Raw genomic sequence first — 18,824 nt, 5'->3', positions numbered from 1 at the left:
TGGCTGCCAGAAAAGTAAATCAGCTAAAAATTTATTCAGAATTTATTCAATTTATTTGCAAAATCTGAGCCTCAGACCACGGATTAGTCTGATGGCTTGCTACAATCAGAATACCTTGCCGCTGATGCTGTTGCAGCACAGAAGCCAGCTCTGCCTGTGCCTGCTCATCAATACCGGCAAACGGTTCATCCAGTATCAGTATTTTATAAGGACGCAGCAGTAAACGTGCCAAAGCAATACGACGTGCCTGCCCTCCTGACACAGCTGCTCCATATTCTCCCAGACGTGTCTCCAGAAGCTGGGGCTGATTTTCAGCCCATACAGCCAGCCCGACGCTGGAAAGTACTGACCACAACTCATCCTCAGTAGCATCAGCTTTACCCAAACGCAGATTCTCAGCCAGAGTTAAATCAAATATATCCAGTTGCTGAGCCAGATAACCCACCTCTCCCTGCCACTGCCATGCTGAAAACGGTTGCTGATTACAACACAATTGCCCTGCTGCTGGTTCCAGTTCCCCCGCTAATACTGCCAGCAAAGTTGATTTCCCGGCACCAGATGCTCCTTGCAGCAACAAAATATTACCGTTAACCAAATCAAAACTGACATTTTCCGCTCCGTTCAGCGCATCCGGCCAGCGTGCCTGTAATGCACGCGCCTGTAAATGCAGTTGTGCCGGTAAAGGCTTTTTATCTGATTCTTCAACAGTCAGTGCGGGCGTAATTGCATTAAGACGTATGCATGCAGCCTGACACAGACCATAGGTCATCATATTCATACCCAGTACCAGCACCAGTTCTGTAAAACCAAATACAGCCAGCACCAGCGCCAGCAACATGGCTACTGAAAGGTTTGCATCGCCACCGAAACGCTCACTTCCCAGCCATAACAAAACAGCCACTGCTGCAGCCATCAATACCTGCTGTAACAATACTACTCTTCCTGCCAGTTGCTGCTGATGCAACTGGCCAGAGACATAATATTGATCTTCGGCATGAAAAACCGTTGCAAAGCGTGACCATTGCTGCCATTGCAACAAAGCTGTTATTGCTTCAAGTGGTTGCAATAAAGCTGTACGCCGCTTTTCAGCCAATCCTGCCTGCTGTTTGCCCCAGTTTTGTCCGTACAGTGCAGCCAATGCCGGAATCACGACAGTTGCCAGAAATAATGGAATAGACAGATACAATGTCAGTTTGCTGCCGGCCACAATTAAAGTTAGCCCCAGAATGCCCAGCAACATGAATAATGCCCATAACCATGGCAATACAACATTAAGCGGCCAGTTATTCAGCAATTCAATATCACTCAGTAAAGAATGCATCTGCCGCAGAGCGTTCTGTTGCTGCTGTTTACCTGTAGCCAGACGAGAAAACATCCCGCTGCGTAAATCAGCCAGAAGACCCAGTACTGCATCATGTGAACCAAGACGCTCACCATAGCGCCCCGCGGTACGCACTATCGCCAGCAAACGGATCACCCCTGCCGGAGTAAAATAGTTAAAGGTGTAAGCTGTTGCCAGACTTATTATTCCGGCCAGCCCGGCAGCAGTAATAAACCAGCCGGACAGAGCCAGCAGTCCGATACTGGCTATAGCCGTTACCTGCCCTAATAACCATGCCAGTAACCAGGCACTCTTGCGACTCAGCAATAAATTAGACAGTTTCAGCTGCTGTTGTGACCATAACAAATGATAACGCTTCATCGTAATTGCTCCTGCCGGTCAGTCAGCATGATTTCCCTATCAACCCATCCGGCAAAACTAATATCATGACTAACGAGTATCACCGTTTTACCGATACTCAGCTGCGCCAGCAACTGCATAATTTCCGATGCTGTTTGCGCATCCAGATGAGCGGTTGGTTCATCCAGCAGCCATAACGGTGCTTTTCGTAACAGCATTTGTGCCAGCGCCAGTCGTTGTAACTGTCCGCCGGACATTCCACGACCACGCTCACCCAGTTGTGTATCCATTTGATGAGGTAAACGCTGAATTAATACCCACAGTCCTACTTGTTGCAGTACCTGCTGCAATTCTTCATCCGTAGCATCCGGGCTGGCCAGCCGCAAATTTTCGGCAACTGATAGTGACAATATTGGTGGCGTCTGTGCCAGATAAGCCACCGACTGTCGTAATAGCGGTAAATTTAATTCAGCATAATTATGCTGATTGATCCATAAAGTACCAGAGTAAGGAGCAAACCCCAGTAAGGCCTGCAGCAGACTGGATTTTCCACTGCCACTCGCTCCTCTGAGCAGAACACGTTCTCCGGCTTCTATGCAAAAACTGAATTGCGGCAGACGGATACGTTCATCACGTCCGTATACCACCAGATAATCTGCGCGCAAACTGGGAGGTGTTTGCAATACAAAATCAACTTCTTCAGAAACAGCAGGAATATTTTCGACCACTTTATATAGTGGCATTAATGTCTCGGCTGCTGCCTCTGCCTTAGCTTTATCATGATAATCAGCACCAAGCTGACGCAATGGTGCATAAAATTCCGGCGCCAGCAATAAAATAAATAATGCCCCCTGATAAGGTACCGGTATTTGTCCGTTTGCCCAGGGCAATACACCCAGCAGTCCGAGACCCAGATAGACAGCCACCAGTGCGATCGCCAGTGAAGCAAACAGTTCCAGAACGGCTGTAGACAGAAATGCCAGCCGTAATACCGCCATTGTTCGCACCCGATAAGACTCAGCAGCGGCATCAATAGTCTTCTGTGCCTGCAACTGAGCACCTAAACGACGTAACGTGGGCAGACCCCGCAGCAAATCCAGAAAACGTCCGCTTAAAGCCGCCAGTGCTGAAAACTGCGCACGATTTTTACGTGCTGCCGCCTGTCCGAGCAAAATCATAAAAATCGGAACCAGTGGCGCAGTCAGCAATAATAGTGCAGCAGCAAATGGACTATAAAAACAGGTAGCCGCAGCAATCAGTACCGGCATCAGTACTGCAAGTTGCTGTTGCAGAACATAACGGCTTAAATATCCATCCAGAGCATCTACCTGTTCCAGAACCATTGTAGACAGAGCTCCATCACTGCCATACTGGCTACGCTCAGGTCCCAGTAATGCCAGTGCTTTCATTAACTGACTGCGCAACTGTAATCTGATTGCCACACTTGCCCGTAATAGCAACCGGTCTTTAAAATAGTTCAGTAACGGCCGCAACAGCCAGCAGATTAATAGATAAGGTAGAAACTGAAATAAAGTCTCAGTTACATCCTCTCCATTAAGCCACAAAGCAAAAAGGTTAGCCAGTAGAGCACTCTGTACAATAATTAATACGGCTGCGGTAACCATCAGCACCCATGCCAGCCGGTATGAGCGGTGTTGTCGTTTTTGCCATAAGCGCAGATAAAATCGCGGAGCAGATGCATGTAAGTTACTTCGAACCAACCCTTTTCTCCCTCGTTGTCTAAAACTTTCTATCAGCATTAATTTGTTGCAATTGCCTGTGGTGAAACACGCTTAAGCTGCCAGTGCTGCACCGCCCAGCTCAGCAAATCAGACAGACTATCCACCTCTGGTGCCTGCGGCTGCCCGAGATAAGTGAGAACCTGCCGCAGTAAAGTTTCACGCCGGCGCAAATCTAATGCAGGTGCCTGCGTCTGTTTTGACCATTTTTGTCCCAGCGTATTAGTCAGCAACGGTAAATGAGCATAAGCCGGCTGTGAAAAACCCAGTAACTGCTGTAAATAAATCTGACGGGGGGTAGATAATAACAAATCCTGACCGCGTACTACATGATTGATTCCCTGATCCGCATCATCAACTACGACCGCCAGTTGATAAGCCCAGAAACCATCTGCCCGCAACAAAACAAAATCGCCCACATCTCTGGATAAACACTGTTGCTTATAACCTTGTATTGCATCCGTAAAACCGGTTATATCTGTACCAGTTCGCAAACGCCATGCCGGCATTTTCTCTGAACAGACAGACATATCTGCATTCAAAGATGCACAATGTCCGCCATAAATAAAACCATCCGTACCCATGCCCTGTGCTTCAGCCTGTATCGTTTTTCGGCTGCAAAAGCATGGATACACCAGTCCTTGCGCCTTTAACTGCGCCAAAGCCGCAGCATAAAGGTGATGACGCTTGCTCTGATAAACAACTTCACCATCCCAGTACAGTTCAAAAGCTTCCAGTGCAGATAAAATAGCTGCTGCCGCACCCGGCATTTCACGTGGTGGATCCAGATCTTCCATCCGCACCAGCCAGCGTCCCTGCCGGCTGCGCGCATCCAGATAAGAAGCTACCGCAGTAAGCAGCGAACCAATATGCAACAAACCGGTAGGGCTGGGGGCAAAACGCCCTACATACAACTCATCCACAAACAACTTCCATTCTTAATTCAATTTCACAGCCGGCACAGCTAATATAACTTAACATCACACCCGAAAAAGTACAAACCAGCCGTGATAATTAATCACTAAATCTAGAATATAAACAATTATTTATCAAAAAATTACCCAAAAATAGCATTTATTACCCTTACCTATAACTTTACTCTGGCACAATATTTAACCTAAAAAATAAAGGCATAAAACGGTATAATTCAATTTATCCGAATACATTAACACATCATGATTAGCAATGATTCACGTCTGCTTGTAATCGATACCAGCACCAGTTATCTGTCACTGGGACTGCATCACAACGGACATACTGACAGCATCTGCGAAGCAGCCAGTGCAAAACAGTCTGAACTGATATTACCGCGTATACAGCAGTTACTGGCAGAATCCGGACTGATACTGTCTCAGCTGGATGCCATCATTTACGCACAAGGCCCCGGTGCTTTCACCGGATTACGCATTGGTCTGGGTGTAGCTACTGGTTTAGCATTGCCATTCAGTCTGCCACTGATTGGCATTCCCTGTCTGGATGCTGTAGCTGCTCTTGCACCGGATCAGCCTTGCGTACTGGCCGCAACAGACGCACGTATGAACGAACTATTCTATGCATGGTATGACACCCATAATCATAAACGTCTGAGTGATTATCTGGTGGGTACTGCCGAAAGCATCTGTCTGCCGGCCGGTCAGCATCAGGCTACAGGTATCGGTAATGCTTACGGGCTGAATATCAATTTACCCGTATCAGGGCAGAATCTTATGCCCGGAGCTCAGAAGTATGTGCAACTGGCCTTATCCGGTCGTTACAAAGCAACTGATGCTGCTCATGCCAGCCTGCATTATGTCCGCAATAAAATTGCTCTGACAGCTGCCGAACAGGCTGCCAGACGAACTGCGAGTCAGATAGCATGAATATCCGTGCCGCCACTCTCGCTGATGTCGCCGCTCTGCATGAGCTTGAAAAACAGTGTAATCCGGCGCCATGGTCAGCAACACAACTGGCCAATACCGTTTATGCACCACAGCCTGTATGGGTAATCGACCTGCCTGTGCATGGAATTGTCAGCATGCTGGTCTGGCAAAAACTGCCGGGGGAAGCCGAAATTCATTTGCTTGACACCCATCCTGATTTCAGACGGCAGGGTTATGCACAACAATTACTGGAACATTTATTCCAGCATGCAAAGCAACAGCATCTGAACCGGATATTGCTTGAAGTGCGTGCCGGCAATTCCGGTGCACTGCAACTGTATACGAACAATGGTTTTGTATCCTGTGGCATACGTAAAAATTATTACCAGAATGGTGATGATGCTGTATTAATGGAAAAACCATGCTAGACAGCCGCTATCTTTATCTGCACGAAGCACTGGGTCTCGGCCCCATGTGGTTATCACAAACTGCTTATCTGATACCTTCCGAGATTACCGAAACAAATACGCCAGTAAAAAACGATACCCGGCCTGTTGCGCATTCTGCTCCGGACAGTTCTGTCCGTCCACAACCAGTGAGAACTTCTCACCAGACCTCACCAGCTGATATTACTGCAATTCGGCCAGCCAGCCGGCATCGTGACGCACTTCGGCAAATTATCAATCAGCCGGCAACTGAATCTGTAACACAGATTACCAAAGAAGATAACACGAGCAAAATCAGCCACATTACCACAAGTGATAAATTAAATATCAGCTTCGAATCCATTCCGGCAACATTGACCGCATGCACCCGCTGCAATTTGCATCAGGAGCGCTGCACCCCACTGCCGGGATATGGTGCAAGCAATGCACGGCTTCTGGTTATCAGCTCTAATCCTGCACCGCCGGACGACAGCAGCAGGCAGCTTTTCAGCGGAGAAGTCGGCAAATTACTCAGCAATATGCTGGCAGCCATCAATATTACTGCTGAAGAAGTTTTTTTTACCAGTCAGGTGAAGTGTGCGCCTAATGTCAGCCTGCGTATTACTGATGAGCATCTGCAAGCCTGTTTGCCTTATCTGAGTGCTCAGATCGAACATATCCGGCCTCAGGCTATTCTGCTGCTCGGGCAGATATTCAGCCAGCTCGACCAGACAATACTGGCACAGAATCTGCACAATATTCCTTACGTAATATCGCCCCACCCTGCACGATTATTGCGTCAAAGCCATTTAAAAGCCAATGCATGGACAGCACTTAAACAATTGCGCAATTTCTTACAATAATCTGTTAAAAAATGTATCTTTATAAGGTATAAGTCCGCACAAGCCAAAACATCTATGTTAAAATATGATAATAAAATTTTAATTAAATAAAATCAATATATTATGCATATTTCTCTTGGCCCTGTCGTGATGATTCTTTTGGTGGCCGTTTTGGCCTCTATCATCTGCCGACGTTTACACATTCCCGCCATGCTAGGCTACCTGGTAGTTGGCTTCATAGCCGGTCCTGGCTGGCTGCATTTAATTAATCAGAGTCATGCCACCGAATTTATCGGAGAAATCGGCATTACTTTTCTTATGTTCAGCATCGGGCTTGAGTTTTCCATCGGCAAACTTAAAGCCATGCGCAGGCTGGTGCTTGGTTTAGGCGGATTACAGGTCGCACTTACCCTGTTGATACTTTTTATCCTGTTTGCAGCTATGCGTATTCAGCTGACATGGGCGTTTACCCTTGCCGCAGCCATGACTATGTCTTCTACGGCTATTGTCAGCCGCATTATGGTAGAAAAAAACGAACTGGGACAGCATTACGGCCACATGATTATGGGCGTACTGCTGATGCAGGATATTGCCGTCGTTCCATTGATGATTTTATTCCCTGCTCTGGCTCACAGCAGTGACGGTCTGATCCTGCAAATGGGCAAAGCCCTGCTTACCATGGCACTTGCCTTAGGTCTGCTGCTGGTGGTCGGCAGTAAAATCATGCCTATGTGGTTCCGTCTGATTGCCCGCACCAAATCCAGCGAACTCTTCATGATTAACGTTTTGCTGGTCACTCTCGGAGTTGCTTATCTTACTCAGCTGGCCGGTCTGTCACTGGCACTGGGCGCCTTTGTTGCCGGTATGCTGATATCAGAAACCGAATACCGCTATCAGGTAGAAGATGACATTCGCCCCTTCCGGGACATACTGCTCGGCTTCTTCTTCATTACCATCGGCATGAAACTGAATATACAAGTTTTACAATCAAGCTGGTTAATGATACTGATACTGGGAGCACTGCTGGTTATTCTGAAAGCAGCGGTACTATTTGGCATTAGCCGCTACATGAAAGAAAATACCGGCGACAGCATTAAAACAGCTTTGTATCTCGCACAGGGCGGCGAATTCGGCTTTGTTATGCTGGCCATTAGCGGCGCATTAAAACTCATTTCTCTTGAGCTGCAACAAGCAGCCATTGCCGCCATCCTGCTTTCCATGATACTGGCACCATTTATTATGCGAAGTGCAGATAAAATCAATAAACTGCTGGTTAAACGCAGCTGGGACGAACAGGCAGTTGATTTACAGAGCATACTGGTAGATACCATGAGCAAATCTGACCATATTCTCATTATCGGTTTCGGCCGCTGCGGTCAGAGCATTGCCCGTATCCTGCAACAGGAGGATACACCCTACTATGCCATTGATCTGGATGCTGAACGGGTTGCCACAGCCAAAGCTGCCGGAGAACCGGTCACATTCGGTGATGCCAAACGGCAGGAAGTATTACAGGCAGCCGGATTAAAACGTGCCAATACCGTACTGATTACCATCAACAACATGACAGAGGCCAAGCATATTCTCAATAATATTATGCTGATTGCCCCTACCATGCCGGTAATCGTGCGCGTTACCAACGACGACAACATTCCTGTGCTAACCAATATGGGTGCAGACGATATCGTTTCTGATGAGAAAGAATCCAGCCTTACACTCGCCAGTCAGGCATTATTAAGCTCAGGCAAACCGTTTGATGAAGTCTATCAAATCATGCAGCGTATTCGTCAAAATCGTTATCAGGCACTTGAAGGTTTATTTGCCGGCAGCGATGACACCGTCTCTGATGAGAATATCCATTATTTCCGTCAGGCTTTCACTCTGCCGCCAGATGCTTTTCTGGTAGGTAAAAGTGTAGACGACCTTCCGCTGGACAAATTGAAAGTAAAACTGCTCTCAGTACGCCGCAATGCTCATCAATTACGCAAATTTGACTCTGAATTCCGTTTTAAAAATGCAGATACTCTGGTTGTACTCGGCCCCAGAGACAAAGTAATTCTTTTTGAAAACTGGTCACTACAGGGAACGAACTAATTTTTTCATCACTAGTACTTGCCAGCGAACGGCATATCTGGTTTAATAGCGTCTTTCCCAAGCAGGGGTGATTAGCTCAGTTGGTAGAGCGTCTGCCTTACAAGCAGAATGTCGGCGGTTCGACTCCGTCATCACCCACCAGTTTTCTGTTTTATGCGTTGCATAAAACTTGCGCGGTGGTAGCTCAGTTGGTTAGAGTACCGGCCTGTCACGCCGGGGGTCGCGGGTTCGAGCCCCGTCCGCCGCGCCAAATTGAATAAAAAAGCACAGCATAAGCTGTGCTTTTTTATTATTCATTATATACAAACATTTTTCAGACAACCTATTACGTCAAACCCGAATATTCAAATACATAATCCTTATAGAACAGATATCCTTTAATCAGACCATTTATACATCATTCCCAGAATTTTTCTGGTAGATAATTTCGATTACAGCAAAAATTATTTCAGTCAGATTTTTTCTGCTTAGCTATTTATCTGATTCATTATATAAAAAAGATTCAAAAGCAACACTCAACTTATATTCAGCATGTCCAGCTGAATAAACCACCAATAAACCAGACATTTTAATATTGTTAAATTATGTATAATACATTATTATAAATAAGGAAAATAAAAATTCCGTATACCATAAAGACAGGTATTGCTTTACTCATATAACATCGACAAAATCAATAAATTTAACTCCCTGAACAAGAAAGGTTTAGAGTGGGAAAAATCAATTATCTCATTGAAGTTAAAAATGTTAGCAAAAAGATTAAAAACAGGAAGATTCTGGATAACATTTCTTTCAAGATTGCACCCGGTCGGATTATGGGCTTTTTAGGCCCCAATGGTGCCGGCAAAACCACTATGCTGAAAATACTCACAGGTCTGATGTTTCCCACTTCCGGAGACATTAAAATCTGTGGACACAATATACAAAAAGACTTTGAAAAAGCAGCTTTTAATCTTGGTACCATCATTGAAAATCCGGAATTCTATAATTACATGTCCGGTTTCAATAATCTGCAAATTTTTGCTGATATGAGCCGTCAGTCAATCAGTAAAGATGATTTAATGCAAACATTAACCAGAACCGGGCTTAAAGGTGCAGAACACCAAAAAGTCAAAGGCTATTCTCTGGGTATGCGCCAAAGATTAGGCGTCGCAAACGCAACTATTCATCAGCCTAAAGTATTAATTCTGGATGAACCCATGAATGGTCTTGATCCGGAAGGAATGAAAGATTTTCGTACATTGATGAAAAATTTTGTTCAGCATGGAAACAGCATTATTATTTCCAGCCACCTGCTTTCCGAGCTTCAGGAAATTGTTAATGATATTTTTATCGTTAATCAGGGCAGACAGGTCTATGCGGGAACAATGAGTGATTTTCTGGGTAAATCCAATAACATTATTCATATCGAAGTAGACGGAGATTTAGCACCGGCAGAAAAAATTCTGCTGAACAACGGGTATCAGGTTACCCGTCAGCTCAATAATCTTGAAATTGCAACTGATTCAACTGACCACGATCCGCGTGCAGAAATTGCCAGACTTCTTGTTCAACATGATATTCCCTTAATTGGTTTGAAGCTGACTCATTACTCTCTGGAAGATTCTTTTCTGCAAAGCATAAAAAACGATAATCAACAAAAGGTCAACAAATGAAATTACTAATTAATGAATGGCGTAAATACCTTAAAAACACCCGAAGTGTCATTATCATACCCCTAATATTATTATTGACACTAATTATTTATTTCAGCACTATGCATTTTGTGGCCACTCATACATCACATTCAATTTCTAAAAATGATAGTAACCAAGTCTTTTTAATTAGTATCGCTATTTGTTACAGTTTTATTAATTTTATCTCTATTATCTATTCATCTAATATTCTAAGTTCTGAAATATCCAAAGGAACAATTAAATTTATTCTGACCCGTCCTTATCAGCGTTACAAAATATTACTGGCTAAAATTGCAGCGATTACTATATTAATGCCTGTTTTTCTGATTATATCTGTAATCGTTTCTCTATTATTACATATACTGACAATTCACCAAATGCCGGAAATTAGCATCATATTAAAGTACACTGGAATACACAGCATATTCATATTAGCCATTACAATATTTTTTACTGCTTTTGCTCTGATGCTTTCTTCTGTATTTAACAGCAGTGCACTCGTAACCGGAAGCTGTATTGTGTATTATTTCTTTGCTGATAATCTTTGGGAAATAATCAACTTTTTTTATCTTCATTTACCTGAAGACGGATGGATATACAAATTAAATCCATTAAATGTAAACAGTTATTTGATTAAATTAATGGCGGATGCAGTTGAAAAACCTGTCCAGAGTGAATTTTTTATTACCTTGGCAGCCAATATTGTCTATGCATTGATTTTTTTCCTGATAGCCACATTGATATTCAGACGGCGTGATATTTCATTATCCAACTAACTGTTAACACTAAAATTTTAAAGGTCAGGCTTCAAAATATTATTTAATAATTCAACAATTTAACTGATATTTTCAGTCTGACCTTTATGCTATTTTGCAATTTATCTACCTCAATCAGATTAGTATGATTGAGGTCTTTGCTTTTTACATTGGTTTATCTTGTTTTTTCTACAATACGAATTTCGTATAACAAATTATATATTTCTCAATTCTTTTTTTGTTAGTTAACCTGTCTTGAACTCAATCACTCGCTAATCGGGATTTTGTTCATGGAAGCAAAGTCTAAAGAAAATCTTGTACAGACAAAACCGAATTTAATGTTATCAGCATTATTAATCATGCTGTTAGTCGGGTCGGTTTATATCAGCCAACTTATTTTTCAAGAGATCTCTCAAAGCTATCATATCGATATTTTAGCAGCGAGAAATGTATTCAGCTTATCTTGCTTTTTTTATGCCATTTCTTTTTTTATTTATGGCCCGCTTTCGGACAAAGTTGTTAGTTTTGGTCGGTAGTATTGGAACTGTTTGTTGTTTATTTTTATCGGTGATTGTTGATTCTTTTACGTTGTATTTGGTCACCATGTCATTAATCGGTTTTTTTGCTGCTGCTGTTCCTGCGGCATTATTCGCTTATACAGCTAAAAACACGCCTAACCATAAGTTACCACAAGCAACGGGAATGATGATTTCAGCTTCTATTGTGGGCATGATTTTTAGTCGAAGTATAGTCGCAATGCTGACCGATCTTTGGTCTTGGCAAGTTGCATTTATTATTTATGCAGGTTTGATAACTGCAACATGTTTTTTTGTCCCTTACAGTATAAAACGCTCAATAATCCAACCTTCAGCTAATAGTGCACGGGGTACTTATTTAGCGGCAATTAAATTATTACTTGATAAAACGGTAGTTATTTTTTTATTAGTCGGCTTTTTACTATTTTTTGTTTATTTAGGATTATCTTAATTGCTTACTTTTTATTTGAAAAGTTCACCTTTTTATTTGTCTGCAACAACTTTAGGCTGGCTTAATTTTGCCGGTCTGAGTGCGGTTATTGGCACCATAATTACTGGTAAATTATCACAGATTATCAAAGAACGGTCTCTCTTAATCATCTGTTTGCTAGCTGTATGTATATCGGTTGTGACTATTGGTTATAGCTCAGCAATGTATGTTATCGGATTCGGGATTTTTGCTTTGTTTTTATTTGTATTTGGCATTCAGCCATTAGTTATAGCCATGCTTAATAAAATTGTGCCAATTAATTCGCGCGGTGCGATTTCGTCTTTATATTTACTTTCGTGTTTGGCAGGAGGCAGTATTGGCACTTATCTATTAGGTATAGTTTATCAAAACATGACCTGGAGTGGAGTAATTGCCATTTGTGTTCTGTTATCAACGTTAAATCTGATCTTAGCGTTAGTTGGTATTCAACTTATTAACAATAATCATAAATAATCATAAATAATAAAAATACAGGAATTTACTGATAAGGAAACTCGTTATGAAAAAAAGATTATTATCATTCTTGATATTTATATTTTGCTGATTTATTGATGATTAAGTGTGGAAAATTTAAAATGATCAGTTCCGGGCTCAATACTCCGACAGCAATTGCCTTTGATAGCGCAGAGCTTATGTACGTAACAGATTAGTCAAATAATTCAATAATTAAAGTAAACGCCAACGGTGAAAAAGAGACTTTCTTTGACATCATACATAAACACCTAAATCCATATTTGCAGACAATATTTGAGATTCTGTTATTAAATAAAATAGCTAAACGAATTCATAAGCGAAACTGACACAACTTATTTTCAACAATATCTGTTTTCTGCTGATCCAGCCAATGCATAATTGATAATCAGCTTAGCCGATATCTATAAACCATATATTTAGTTTTCCATACGATTGTTACACCAGATTATTTGGTATTATTTCTCTCATTATTAGTTTCTATAGATTTAATTAATATTTTCTCGTTAACTTTCATACTAACATTAACTATATCTTTTCTGTTATGATTCCCGACGATATCAATAATTACCTGCAGATAATTTAATTTTAGATTTGATTTTTTTAAATCATTTCCATTGAACATTCGCATGATGTGCTTTTCCAGTCTGATTGACGAAAATATTGTCGCTTATACAGTTTAATTGCGAACGGATGCACAACAATGAATCAGGGGAAATATGTATAATCAATTACCTGCTCAGACAGAACATAATCTCGATAACTCCGCCATTTACAGCCGACATCTGCCAACAGTCCGACAATTGCAATATTTTCTGGCAGTATGTGAAGAAGGCAATTTTCGCAAAGCTGCCAGCAGACTGGGTATTAGTCAGCCTCCGTTATCAATGCAAATCAAAGAGCTGGAAGAAAAGCTGCAAACTACTTTATTAGTACGTAATACCCGCTATGTCATGCTTACTGAACAGGGAAGACAATTCAGAGACAAAGCCAGAAACTGGCTGGAAGGCTTATCTCTGGCCATAACCAATGTTAATAATTATTCGACAGACAGAATAACTGTTGGCATAACTAAAATTCTGGGTTTTAATTTTATTCCGCTATTCAGCGAATTTATTAATAAATTCCAGCCAAACATCGATCTTTTGCAGCAAGACTACTCTTCAAAAGAGCTATTAGCTGAATTTAATAAAAGCAATATTGATCTGGTTATTATTTCAGATTATAAAAAAAATAATGATCAGGCAAATAGTTTATTAGTCTATCAGGAAAAACTGGTACTGGCCTTACCTGAAAACCACCCTGCCTGTTCACGGGATGAAATAGATTTAAATACAGTAACAGACTTACCTCTGTACTGGTGTAAACGGTACCAGAATCCGGGATTGTATGATCAACTGCAAAAAGTCATCAGCAACTTAACTGCTTCTCTGGTTTTACAACCGAAATTACCTAATTTCTTAACCATGCTGATGGAAATTGCCATGGGCAGAGGCATGTTATTACTTCCGGCTTCTATGGCACAGGCACATATCCCGGGAGTGGTATATAAAAAATTAACTACTGAATATGAACAGCAACTATCAATCGATATACATCTGCTCTGGCATCAGCAGGCTGAAAATACTGTGACACAAACCATTATTGAGTATTTTAAGCACCATAATTCAGTTAATACACCATTGTGACATGTATATTTCCGGAAGGTTCAGAAACTCAAATCATTGATATATTTTTTATATCAATGATTTTATATTTCTCTTAGCAAGGTTAATTAATTACTATCACTATCAGTAATTAACAATTATCTGACCGCAGTCGAATAAAAGCATTATTTGATTAAGCGTTTCAGATATAACTAATCTGAGGATAGAAAATAATGAGCCATTCTTTACCACAACGAAAACTTGGACAAAACATTACCGTATCTGCAATGGGCTATGGAGCAATGGGTCTGAGCGAATTTTATGGTGATATAGATACAGCACATGCCAGCACAATGATGCACAAGGTTATTGATAGCGGTGTTACGCTGATTGACACAGCAGATATGTATGGTCGTGGTGAAAACGAAAAACTGATCGGTTCAGTACTGAAAACTCTGCCTGCTTCAGTACGGGCACAGCTTACTATCGCAACCAAATGCGGTATTGATAGAAACAATACTTCCGGTTATAACCGCAACATTAATAATCGCCCTGAATATATTAAACAATGCTGCGATGACTCTCTGGCCAGACTCGGCATTGAGCAGATCGATTTATTTTATATCCATCGTTTAGATCCTAATGCTGCAATTGAAGATACGATGCAGACTCTGGCAGAACTGGTACAGGCAGGGAAAATAGCCCATGTCGGTTTATGTGAAGTTTCTGTCCCTGTTTTGCAGCGTGCCCATGCAGTTCATCCGGTTGATGTGGTGCAAACAGAATATTCGCTATGGACACGTCATATAGAAGATGATTCAGTGCTGCCATTACTAAAAGAATTGAATATCGGTCTTGTACCCTACTCACCTCTCGGGCGCGGTTTTCTGACCGGTAAAATTCAGAATAAAAATGAATTGGCTGAAAATGATTTCCGCCGTACCAACCCGCGTTTTCAGGATGATAATCTGGAACATAACAAACGTTTGCTTCAGGCATTAGAACCCATGACTGTTAAATATAATTGCACTATGGGTCAAATCGCACTGGCCTGGCTGCTCGCTCAATGGGAACATATTGTACCGATACCGGGAACCAAAAGTGAAAAATACCTGAATGAAAATAATCAGGCTTGCCAGTTAAAACTGGATACAGCAGATATTCAGACATTGAATGAGCTGAAAAATCATATCAATATTCAGGGAGAACGCTATACACCGGAAGGTATGAAAGGAATTTTCTGATCAGATCGATAGAATAAGCGTTGCTGTTCATACAGATAACTCCCGCAGCTTGTTAAGCTGCGGGAGTTATCTATTATTCATGGCTGACAATAACTAATGATTTAATCGCCTGACGCTGATCCATAGCCTGATAGGCAGCCTGAATATCGGTTAAATCAAACCGATGGGTAAATACTTTCCCCGGCTGAATTTCTTCATTTAACACAGCTTGCAGTAATAAATTTTTATCATAAGTGGTGACACTGGCAATACCGCCGCGTAATCCGATATTCCGCCAGAAAACATCGCTGGTTTTAATTTCTGTATCATGCTGTATACCAACACAACCAACAATTGCTCCGGGGCGGGCTACAGCAACTGCTGTTTGCAGTGATTGCTGAGTTCCCACACATTCCAATACTGCATCAGCACCAGCCTGCCGGGTAAGCGACAACACTTTTTCTGTCGCTTCATCGCCACGCTCAGGCACAATATCAGTTGCTCCGAACTCCTCTGCCAGTTTTGCCCGGTCAGGATGGCGGCTCATTGCAATAATTCGTTCAGCGCCGCGCAGTTTCGCCGCGATGACTCCGCACAGCCCTACCGCTCCATCACCCATCACCACTACCGTATCTCCTGACTTTACTTCAGCACTGGCAGCAGCATGATAACCAGTAGCCATAACATCGGCCAAAGTAAGTAACGAATTTAAAACAGCATCTGAATAATCCTGCGGCTGACCGGGAATTTTCACCAAAGCCCAGTCTGCATTAGTAAAGCGCAGATATTCACCCTGATACCCACCGTTGCGCTCATCTTCTTTATTCTGACAATTACCATCAAAACCTGCTTTACAGGCAGCACAATGACCACAACCATGTGTAAACGGTACAATAACAAAATCACCATTACGGACATGAGTTACTGCGCTGCCGGTAGCTTCAACAACACCAATAGCTTCATGGCCGACAATTCGTTCCGGCTCACAGGTACTGATTCCGCGATACCACCATAAATCAGAACCGCAAACACAAGCACGAATAATGCGGATAATGGCATCAGTAGGTTTCTGAATAACCGGCTTTTCCATTTCCCGTATAGCTACTTTTCCGGGTTCAACGAATACTGCTACTTTCATAGTTATTTTCCCAGATTACTGTGATTTACCTGTTTCTGACAGCCAAATCACTGTATATAACATAGTGAATCAGTACTATTCAGATTAAGCCGGAAGGAGCCAAAGAATTTTTCCGGCTTTTTCTGTATTGTTTAGCAATAACTCTTTGCCATCATTAATTTTTTCATTAAAAAATACTAAGACAAGATTATTTTACGCTATTTACAGAGTTTTTCAGCAAGCAATGCACATTAGCAGTCGGTTTCGTCATAACCCATATTATTTATTCGTTATTTCATAACGATAGCTATTTTTTATACATTTAATGGTGTTCAGTTATTTGATACTGTGATCCCGCTTACTCTTTCAGGCTCTTCTGACAGCAAAGGTGATCAGTCAGTTTGACAGGCATTGTATCTATGCCTGGATTCAAGTGATTATGTAAACCGGCAAAATAAAATGACAGAATGCCTTTGGTTTAATTATCATTTACCAATGGTACAAATAAAGTCTGTTGCACACAGGTTTCCTGAAAACCTTCAGCAGTTTTGTCGATTACCCATAAAAACTGTACCCCGCCTTCATCCAAAGGTAAAACCATACGCCCGCCAATTGAAAGTTGCTGTAATAAAGGCAAAGGCACCTCTTTCGGTGCAGCTGTCAGTATAATGCCATCAAAAGGTGCTTCCTGCGGCAAACCCAGATAACCATCTCCACAGACCAGCCGTGCATGAGCCAGTAAACGTACTGCACGTAAATTCTGTTTGGCACGCTCATGTAACGGACGCAAACGCTCTATTGAGTAAATTTCACGTAAACCCAGTGCCTGTAAAATAGCTGTCTGATAACCGCAACCGGTACCGATTTCCAGTATCCGCAGATTATTTTGTATTGGCCGTCTGGCAAACAATAACTGCGTCATGACTGCGACCGTATATGGCTGGGAAATAGTTTGCCCTAAACCCAGCGGCAGAGACATATCATCATAAGCATGAGAACGCAAAGCCTCTTCAACGAATACATGCCTCGGCACAGCAGACATAGCAGACAATACTTCAGCACGGGTAATACCCATCTGTTTCAGCCGCTCTACCATTCGTGCACGCCGGAATTCATATCCGGTCCAGCTTACGCCCTGTCCCACTTCTGTCACCATTGTATGTCGTGTAAAAATGTACTGACTGCACCCATTTGCTGATAATTAGTTAAGTCCAGCGATAATGGCGTAATGGTAATAAAACCTGCTTCGTTATCACTAAAATCGGTTTCCTGCCAGCGAGTATCAGCGGCACCTACGCCACCAATCCAATACAGGGTTTCGCCGCGAGGACTGCTATACGGCACGATACACTGGTCATGGTGTCGGCGCCCCAGTTTAGCCACACGATAGCCCTGCACTGATTCTGCTTTTACAGCCGGAATATTAACATTCCATAAAACCGGTTCAGCCGGCGGCTGTACACATACTTTTTCCAGAATAGTCATGACGGCTTTTTCTGCCGTTGCCCAATACTCACCGCTGCGATCATTAATTGAAAATGCCAGTGCAGGTATGCCCATCAGAAAAGCTTCAGTAGCCGCAGCCACTGTACCGGAATACAGCACATCATCACCCATATTGGCACCATGATTAATACCGGACAAAACCAAATCAGGTTTAAAGTCAGTCATGGTATGCATAGCTACATGGATACAGTCGGTTGGCGTGCCATTAACATAATAAAAACCGTTTGCGGCTTTTTTAATCGACAGAGGCCGGTTCAGAGTAAATGAATTGCTTACGCCGCTCTGATCACTTTCTGGAGCAACAACTCTTATTTCAGCAAATTTAGATGCTACCTGTGCCAGTAAAGCGATCCCATCTGATAAATAACCGTCATCATTACAAATTAAAATTTTCATAACCATCCAATTTAAAACTTTAAAACCTTTATTCTGCTAACGCTGCTGCTCTTTACACTTTTTATCCGGCCGTGAGCAGCCAGTCAGATTAAAGATTAAGCGTGTAAATCTCAGAACAAACTTTTATTTTAAATGAATAAAAAACCATTATTTCCGATAATGACTGATAATTTCATTGATTTACTATCTGCTATATGAAAATATGCTGATATTCACTCTCAAATTTTGTCTGACCTTCAGCAGTCAGAACTGGCGCTGTAGCCTCTGATTATAAGTGTTTACCCATATTCTGACAGCTAATATCTATAACGATTCTGCCATTATCAGCATACTACACCCATTCAAAGAGTTATATGTTCCGATGATTC

General features: G+C 42.2%; 16 protein-coding genes and 2 tRNA genes. 12 read left to right on the top strand and 6 right to left on the bottom strand.

Annotated elements, in window-relative coordinates; translation table 11 throughout:
• Window positions 1–46: 46 nt before the first annotated feature.
• Genes H3V00_RS00490 through gluQRS form a run of 3 tightly spaced genes read right to left on the bottom strand, consistent with a single transcriptional unit; the run spans window position 47 to window position 4,334 of the window.
• Window positions 47–1,702, bottom strand: coding sequence for an amino acid ABC transporter ATP-binding/permease protein (locus H3V00_RS00490; RefSeq protein WP_198206698.1), 1,656 nt, complete (start codon window positions 1,700–1,702; stop codon window positions 47–49).
• Window positions 1,699–3,402 (bottom strand): thiol reductant ABC exporter subunit CydD, encoded by a 1,704-nt coding sequence (cydD, locus tag H3V00_RS00485; protein WP_171991503.1) that lies wholly within the window; start codon window positions 3,400–3,402, stop codon window positions 1,699–1,701. The genes H3V00_RS00490 and cydD overlap by 4 nt, the downstream gene beginning before the upstream one ends.
• Window positions 3,403–3,440: 38 nt before the next feature.
• Window positions 3,441–4,334, bottom strand: coding sequence for a tRNA glutamyl-Q(34) synthetase GluQRS (gene gluQRS, locus H3V00_RS00480; RefSeq protein ID WP_198206755.1), 894 nt, complete (start codon window positions 4,332–4,334; stop codon window positions 3,441–3,443).
• A gap of 261 nt (window positions 4,335–4,595) precedes the next feature.
• Here gluQRS and tsaB point away from each other — a divergent pair, with 261 nt between their 5' ends.
• The 12 genes from tsaB to H3V00_RS00420 all read left to right on the top strand — a co-directional run bounded on the left by tsaB (window position 4,596) and on the right by H3V00_RS00420 (window position 15,458).
• Window positions 4,596–5,279 carry a tRNA (adenosine(37)-N6)-threonylcarbamoyltransferase complex dimerization subunit type 1 TsaB gene (gene tsaB / locus H3V00_RS00475; protein ID WP_198206699.1) on the top strand — a complete coding sequence of 228 codons (684 nt, stop codon included), beginning with the start codon at window positions 4,596–4,598 and terminating at the stop codon, window positions 5,277–5,279.
• Complete coding sequence (gene rimI, locus H3V00_RS00470; protein ID WP_025330267.1) at window positions 5,276–5,707, top strand: ribosomal protein S18-alanine N-acetyltransferase; 432 nt, start codon at window positions 5,276–5,278, stop codon at window positions 5,705–5,707. Before tsaB ends, rimI begins: the two co-directional genes overlap by 4 nt.
• Window positions 5,701–6,567 carry a uracil-DNA glycosylase family protein gene (locus H3V00_RS00465; RefSeq protein ID WP_198206700.1) on the top strand — a complete coding sequence of 289 codons (867 nt, stop codon included), beginning with the start codon at window positions 5,701–5,703 and terminating at the stop codon, window positions 6,565–6,567. The genes rimI and H3V00_RS00465 overlap by 7 nt, the downstream gene beginning before the upstream one ends.
• Window positions 6,568–6,666: 99 nt before the next feature.
• Complete coding sequence (locus H3V00_RS00460; protein ID WP_198206756.1) at window positions 6,667–8,640, top strand: monovalent cation:proton antiporter family protein; 1,974 nt, start codon at window positions 6,667–6,669, stop codon at window positions 8,638–8,640.
• Window positions 8,641–8,705: 65 nt separating this feature from the next.
• A tRNA-Val gene (locus H3V00_RS00455) sits at window positions 8,706–8,781 on the top strand.
• Window positions 8,782–8,813: 32 nt separating this feature from the next.
• Window positions 8,814–8,890 (top strand) — tRNA-Asp (locus H3V00_RS00450).
• 460 nt (window positions 8,891–9,350) lie between these two features.
• The gene (locus tag H3V00_RS00445) at window positions 9,351–10,295 is read left to right on the top strand and encodes an ABC transporter ATP-binding protein (protein ID WP_084551808.1); all 945 of its coding nucleotides are present in this window, start codon (window positions 9,351–9,353) and stop codon (window positions 10,293–10,295) included.
• Complete coding sequence (locus H3V00_RS00440) at window positions 10,292–11,092, top strand: ABC transporter permease subunit (RefSeq protein WP_198206701.1); 801 nt, start codon at window positions 10,292–10,294, stop codon at window positions 11,090–11,092. The genes H3V00_RS00445 and H3V00_RS00440 overlap by 4 nt, the downstream gene beginning before the upstream one ends.
• 426 nt (window positions 11,093–11,518) lie before the next feature.
• Window positions 11,519–12,058, top strand: a complete 540-nt coding sequence (locus tag H3V00_RS00435; RefSeq protein ID WP_198206702.1) for an MFS transporter — start codon at window positions 11,519–11,521, stop codon at window positions 12,056–12,058.
• Window positions 12,059–12,550 carry an MFS transporter gene (locus H3V00_RS00430; protein ID WP_198206703.1) on the top strand — a complete coding sequence of 164 codons (492 nt, stop codon included), beginning with the start codon at window positions 12,059–12,061 and terminating at the stop codon, window positions 12,548–12,550.
• A 737-nt stretch (window positions 12,551–13,287) separates the two neighbouring features.
• Complete coding sequence (locus H3V00_RS00425; protein WP_084553962.1) at window positions 13,288–14,256, top strand: LysR family transcriptional regulator; 969 nt, start codon at window positions 13,288–13,290, stop codon at window positions 14,254–14,256.
• 191 nt (window positions 14,257–14,447) lie between these two features.
• Complete coding sequence (locus H3V00_RS00420; RefSeq protein ID WP_198206704.1) at window positions 14,448–15,458, top strand: aldo/keto reductase; 1,011 nt, start codon at window positions 14,448–14,450, stop codon at window positions 15,456–15,458.
• Window positions 15,459–15,531: 73 nt separating this feature from the next.
• Here H3V00_RS00420 and H3V00_RS00415 read toward each other — a convergent pair whose 3' ends face one another.
• The 3 genes from H3V00_RS00415 to surE all read right to left on the bottom strand — a co-directional run bounded on the left by H3V00_RS00415 (window position 15,532) and on the right by surE (window position 18,456).
• On the bottom strand, window positions 15,532–16,575 hold the full coding sequence (locus H3V00_RS00415; protein WP_198206705.1) for a zinc-dependent alcohol dehydrogenase family protein: 1,044 nt from the start codon (window positions 16,573–16,575) through the stop codon (window positions 15,532–15,534).
• 457 nt (window positions 16,576–17,032) lie between these two features.
• A complete protein-coding gene (locus tag H3V00_RS00410; protein WP_037393534.1) occupies window positions 17,033–17,710 on the bottom strand; it encodes a protein-L-isoaspartate(D-aspartate) O-methyltransferase in 678 nt (225 codons plus the stop codon).
• Window positions 17,704–18,456: a 5'/3'-nucleotidase SurE gene (gene surE / locus H3V00_RS00405; protein WP_037393579.1), complete on the bottom strand. Its 753-nt coding sequence runs from the start codon at window positions 18,454–18,456 to the stop codon at window positions 17,704–17,706. Before surE ends, H3V00_RS00410 begins: the two co-directional genes overlap by 7 nt.
• Window positions 18,457–18,824: the final 368 nt, after the last annotated feature.

The organism is Snodgrassella sp. W6238H11, assembly GCF_016100525.1.
Classification (GTDB): domain Bacteria; phylum Pseudomonadota; class Gammaproteobacteria; order Burkholderiales; family Neisseriaceae; genus Snodgrassella; species Snodgrassella alvi.
The sequence above is the reverse complement of the archived record's forward strand: the minus strand, read 5'-3'. Positions and strand labels throughout refer to the sequence as shown.

Coding starts and splice junctions, on each gene's coding strand:
- tsaB (WP_198206699.1), top strand. CDS start 4,596: ATGATTAGCAATGATTCACGTCTGCTTGTAATCGATACCAGCACCAGT.
- H3V00_RS00490 (WP_198206698.1), bottom strand. CDS start 1,702: ATGAAGCGTTATCATTTGTTATGGTCACAACAGCAGCTGAAACTGTCT.
- H3V00_RS00410 (WP_037393534.1), bottom strand. CDS start 17,710: ATGGTGACAGAAGTGGGACAGGGCGTAAGCTGGACCGGATATGAATTC.
- H3V00_RS00415 (WP_198206705.1), bottom strand. CDS start 16,575: ATGAAAGTAGCAGTATTCGTTGAACCCGGAAAAGTAGCTATACGGGAA.
- surE (WP_037393579.1), bottom strand. CDS start 18,456: ATGAAAATTTTAATTTGTAATGATGACGGTTATTTATCAGATGGGATC.
- H3V00_RS00435 (WP_198206702.1), top strand. CDS start 11,519: ATGTATTCAGCTTATCTTGCTTTTTTTATGCCATTTCTTTTTTTATTT.
- H3V00_RS00425 (WP_084553962.1), top strand. CDS start 13,288: ATGTATAATCAATTACCTGCTCAGACAGAACATAATCTCGATAACTCC.
- H3V00_RS00465 (WP_198206700.1), top strand. CDS start 5,701: ATGCTAGACAGCCGCTATCTTTATCTGCACGAAGCACTGGGTCTCGGC.
- rimI (WP_025330267.1), top strand. CDS start 5,276: ATGAATATCCGTGCCGCCACTCTCGCTGATGTCGCCGCTCTGCATGAG.
- H3V00_RS00420 (WP_198206704.1), top strand. CDS start 14,448: ATGAGCCATTCTTTACCACAACGAAAACTTGGACAAAACATTACCGTA.
- H3V00_RS00440 (WP_198206701.1), top strand. CDS start 10,292: ATGAAATTACTAATTAATGAATGGCGTAAATACCTTAAAAACACCCGA.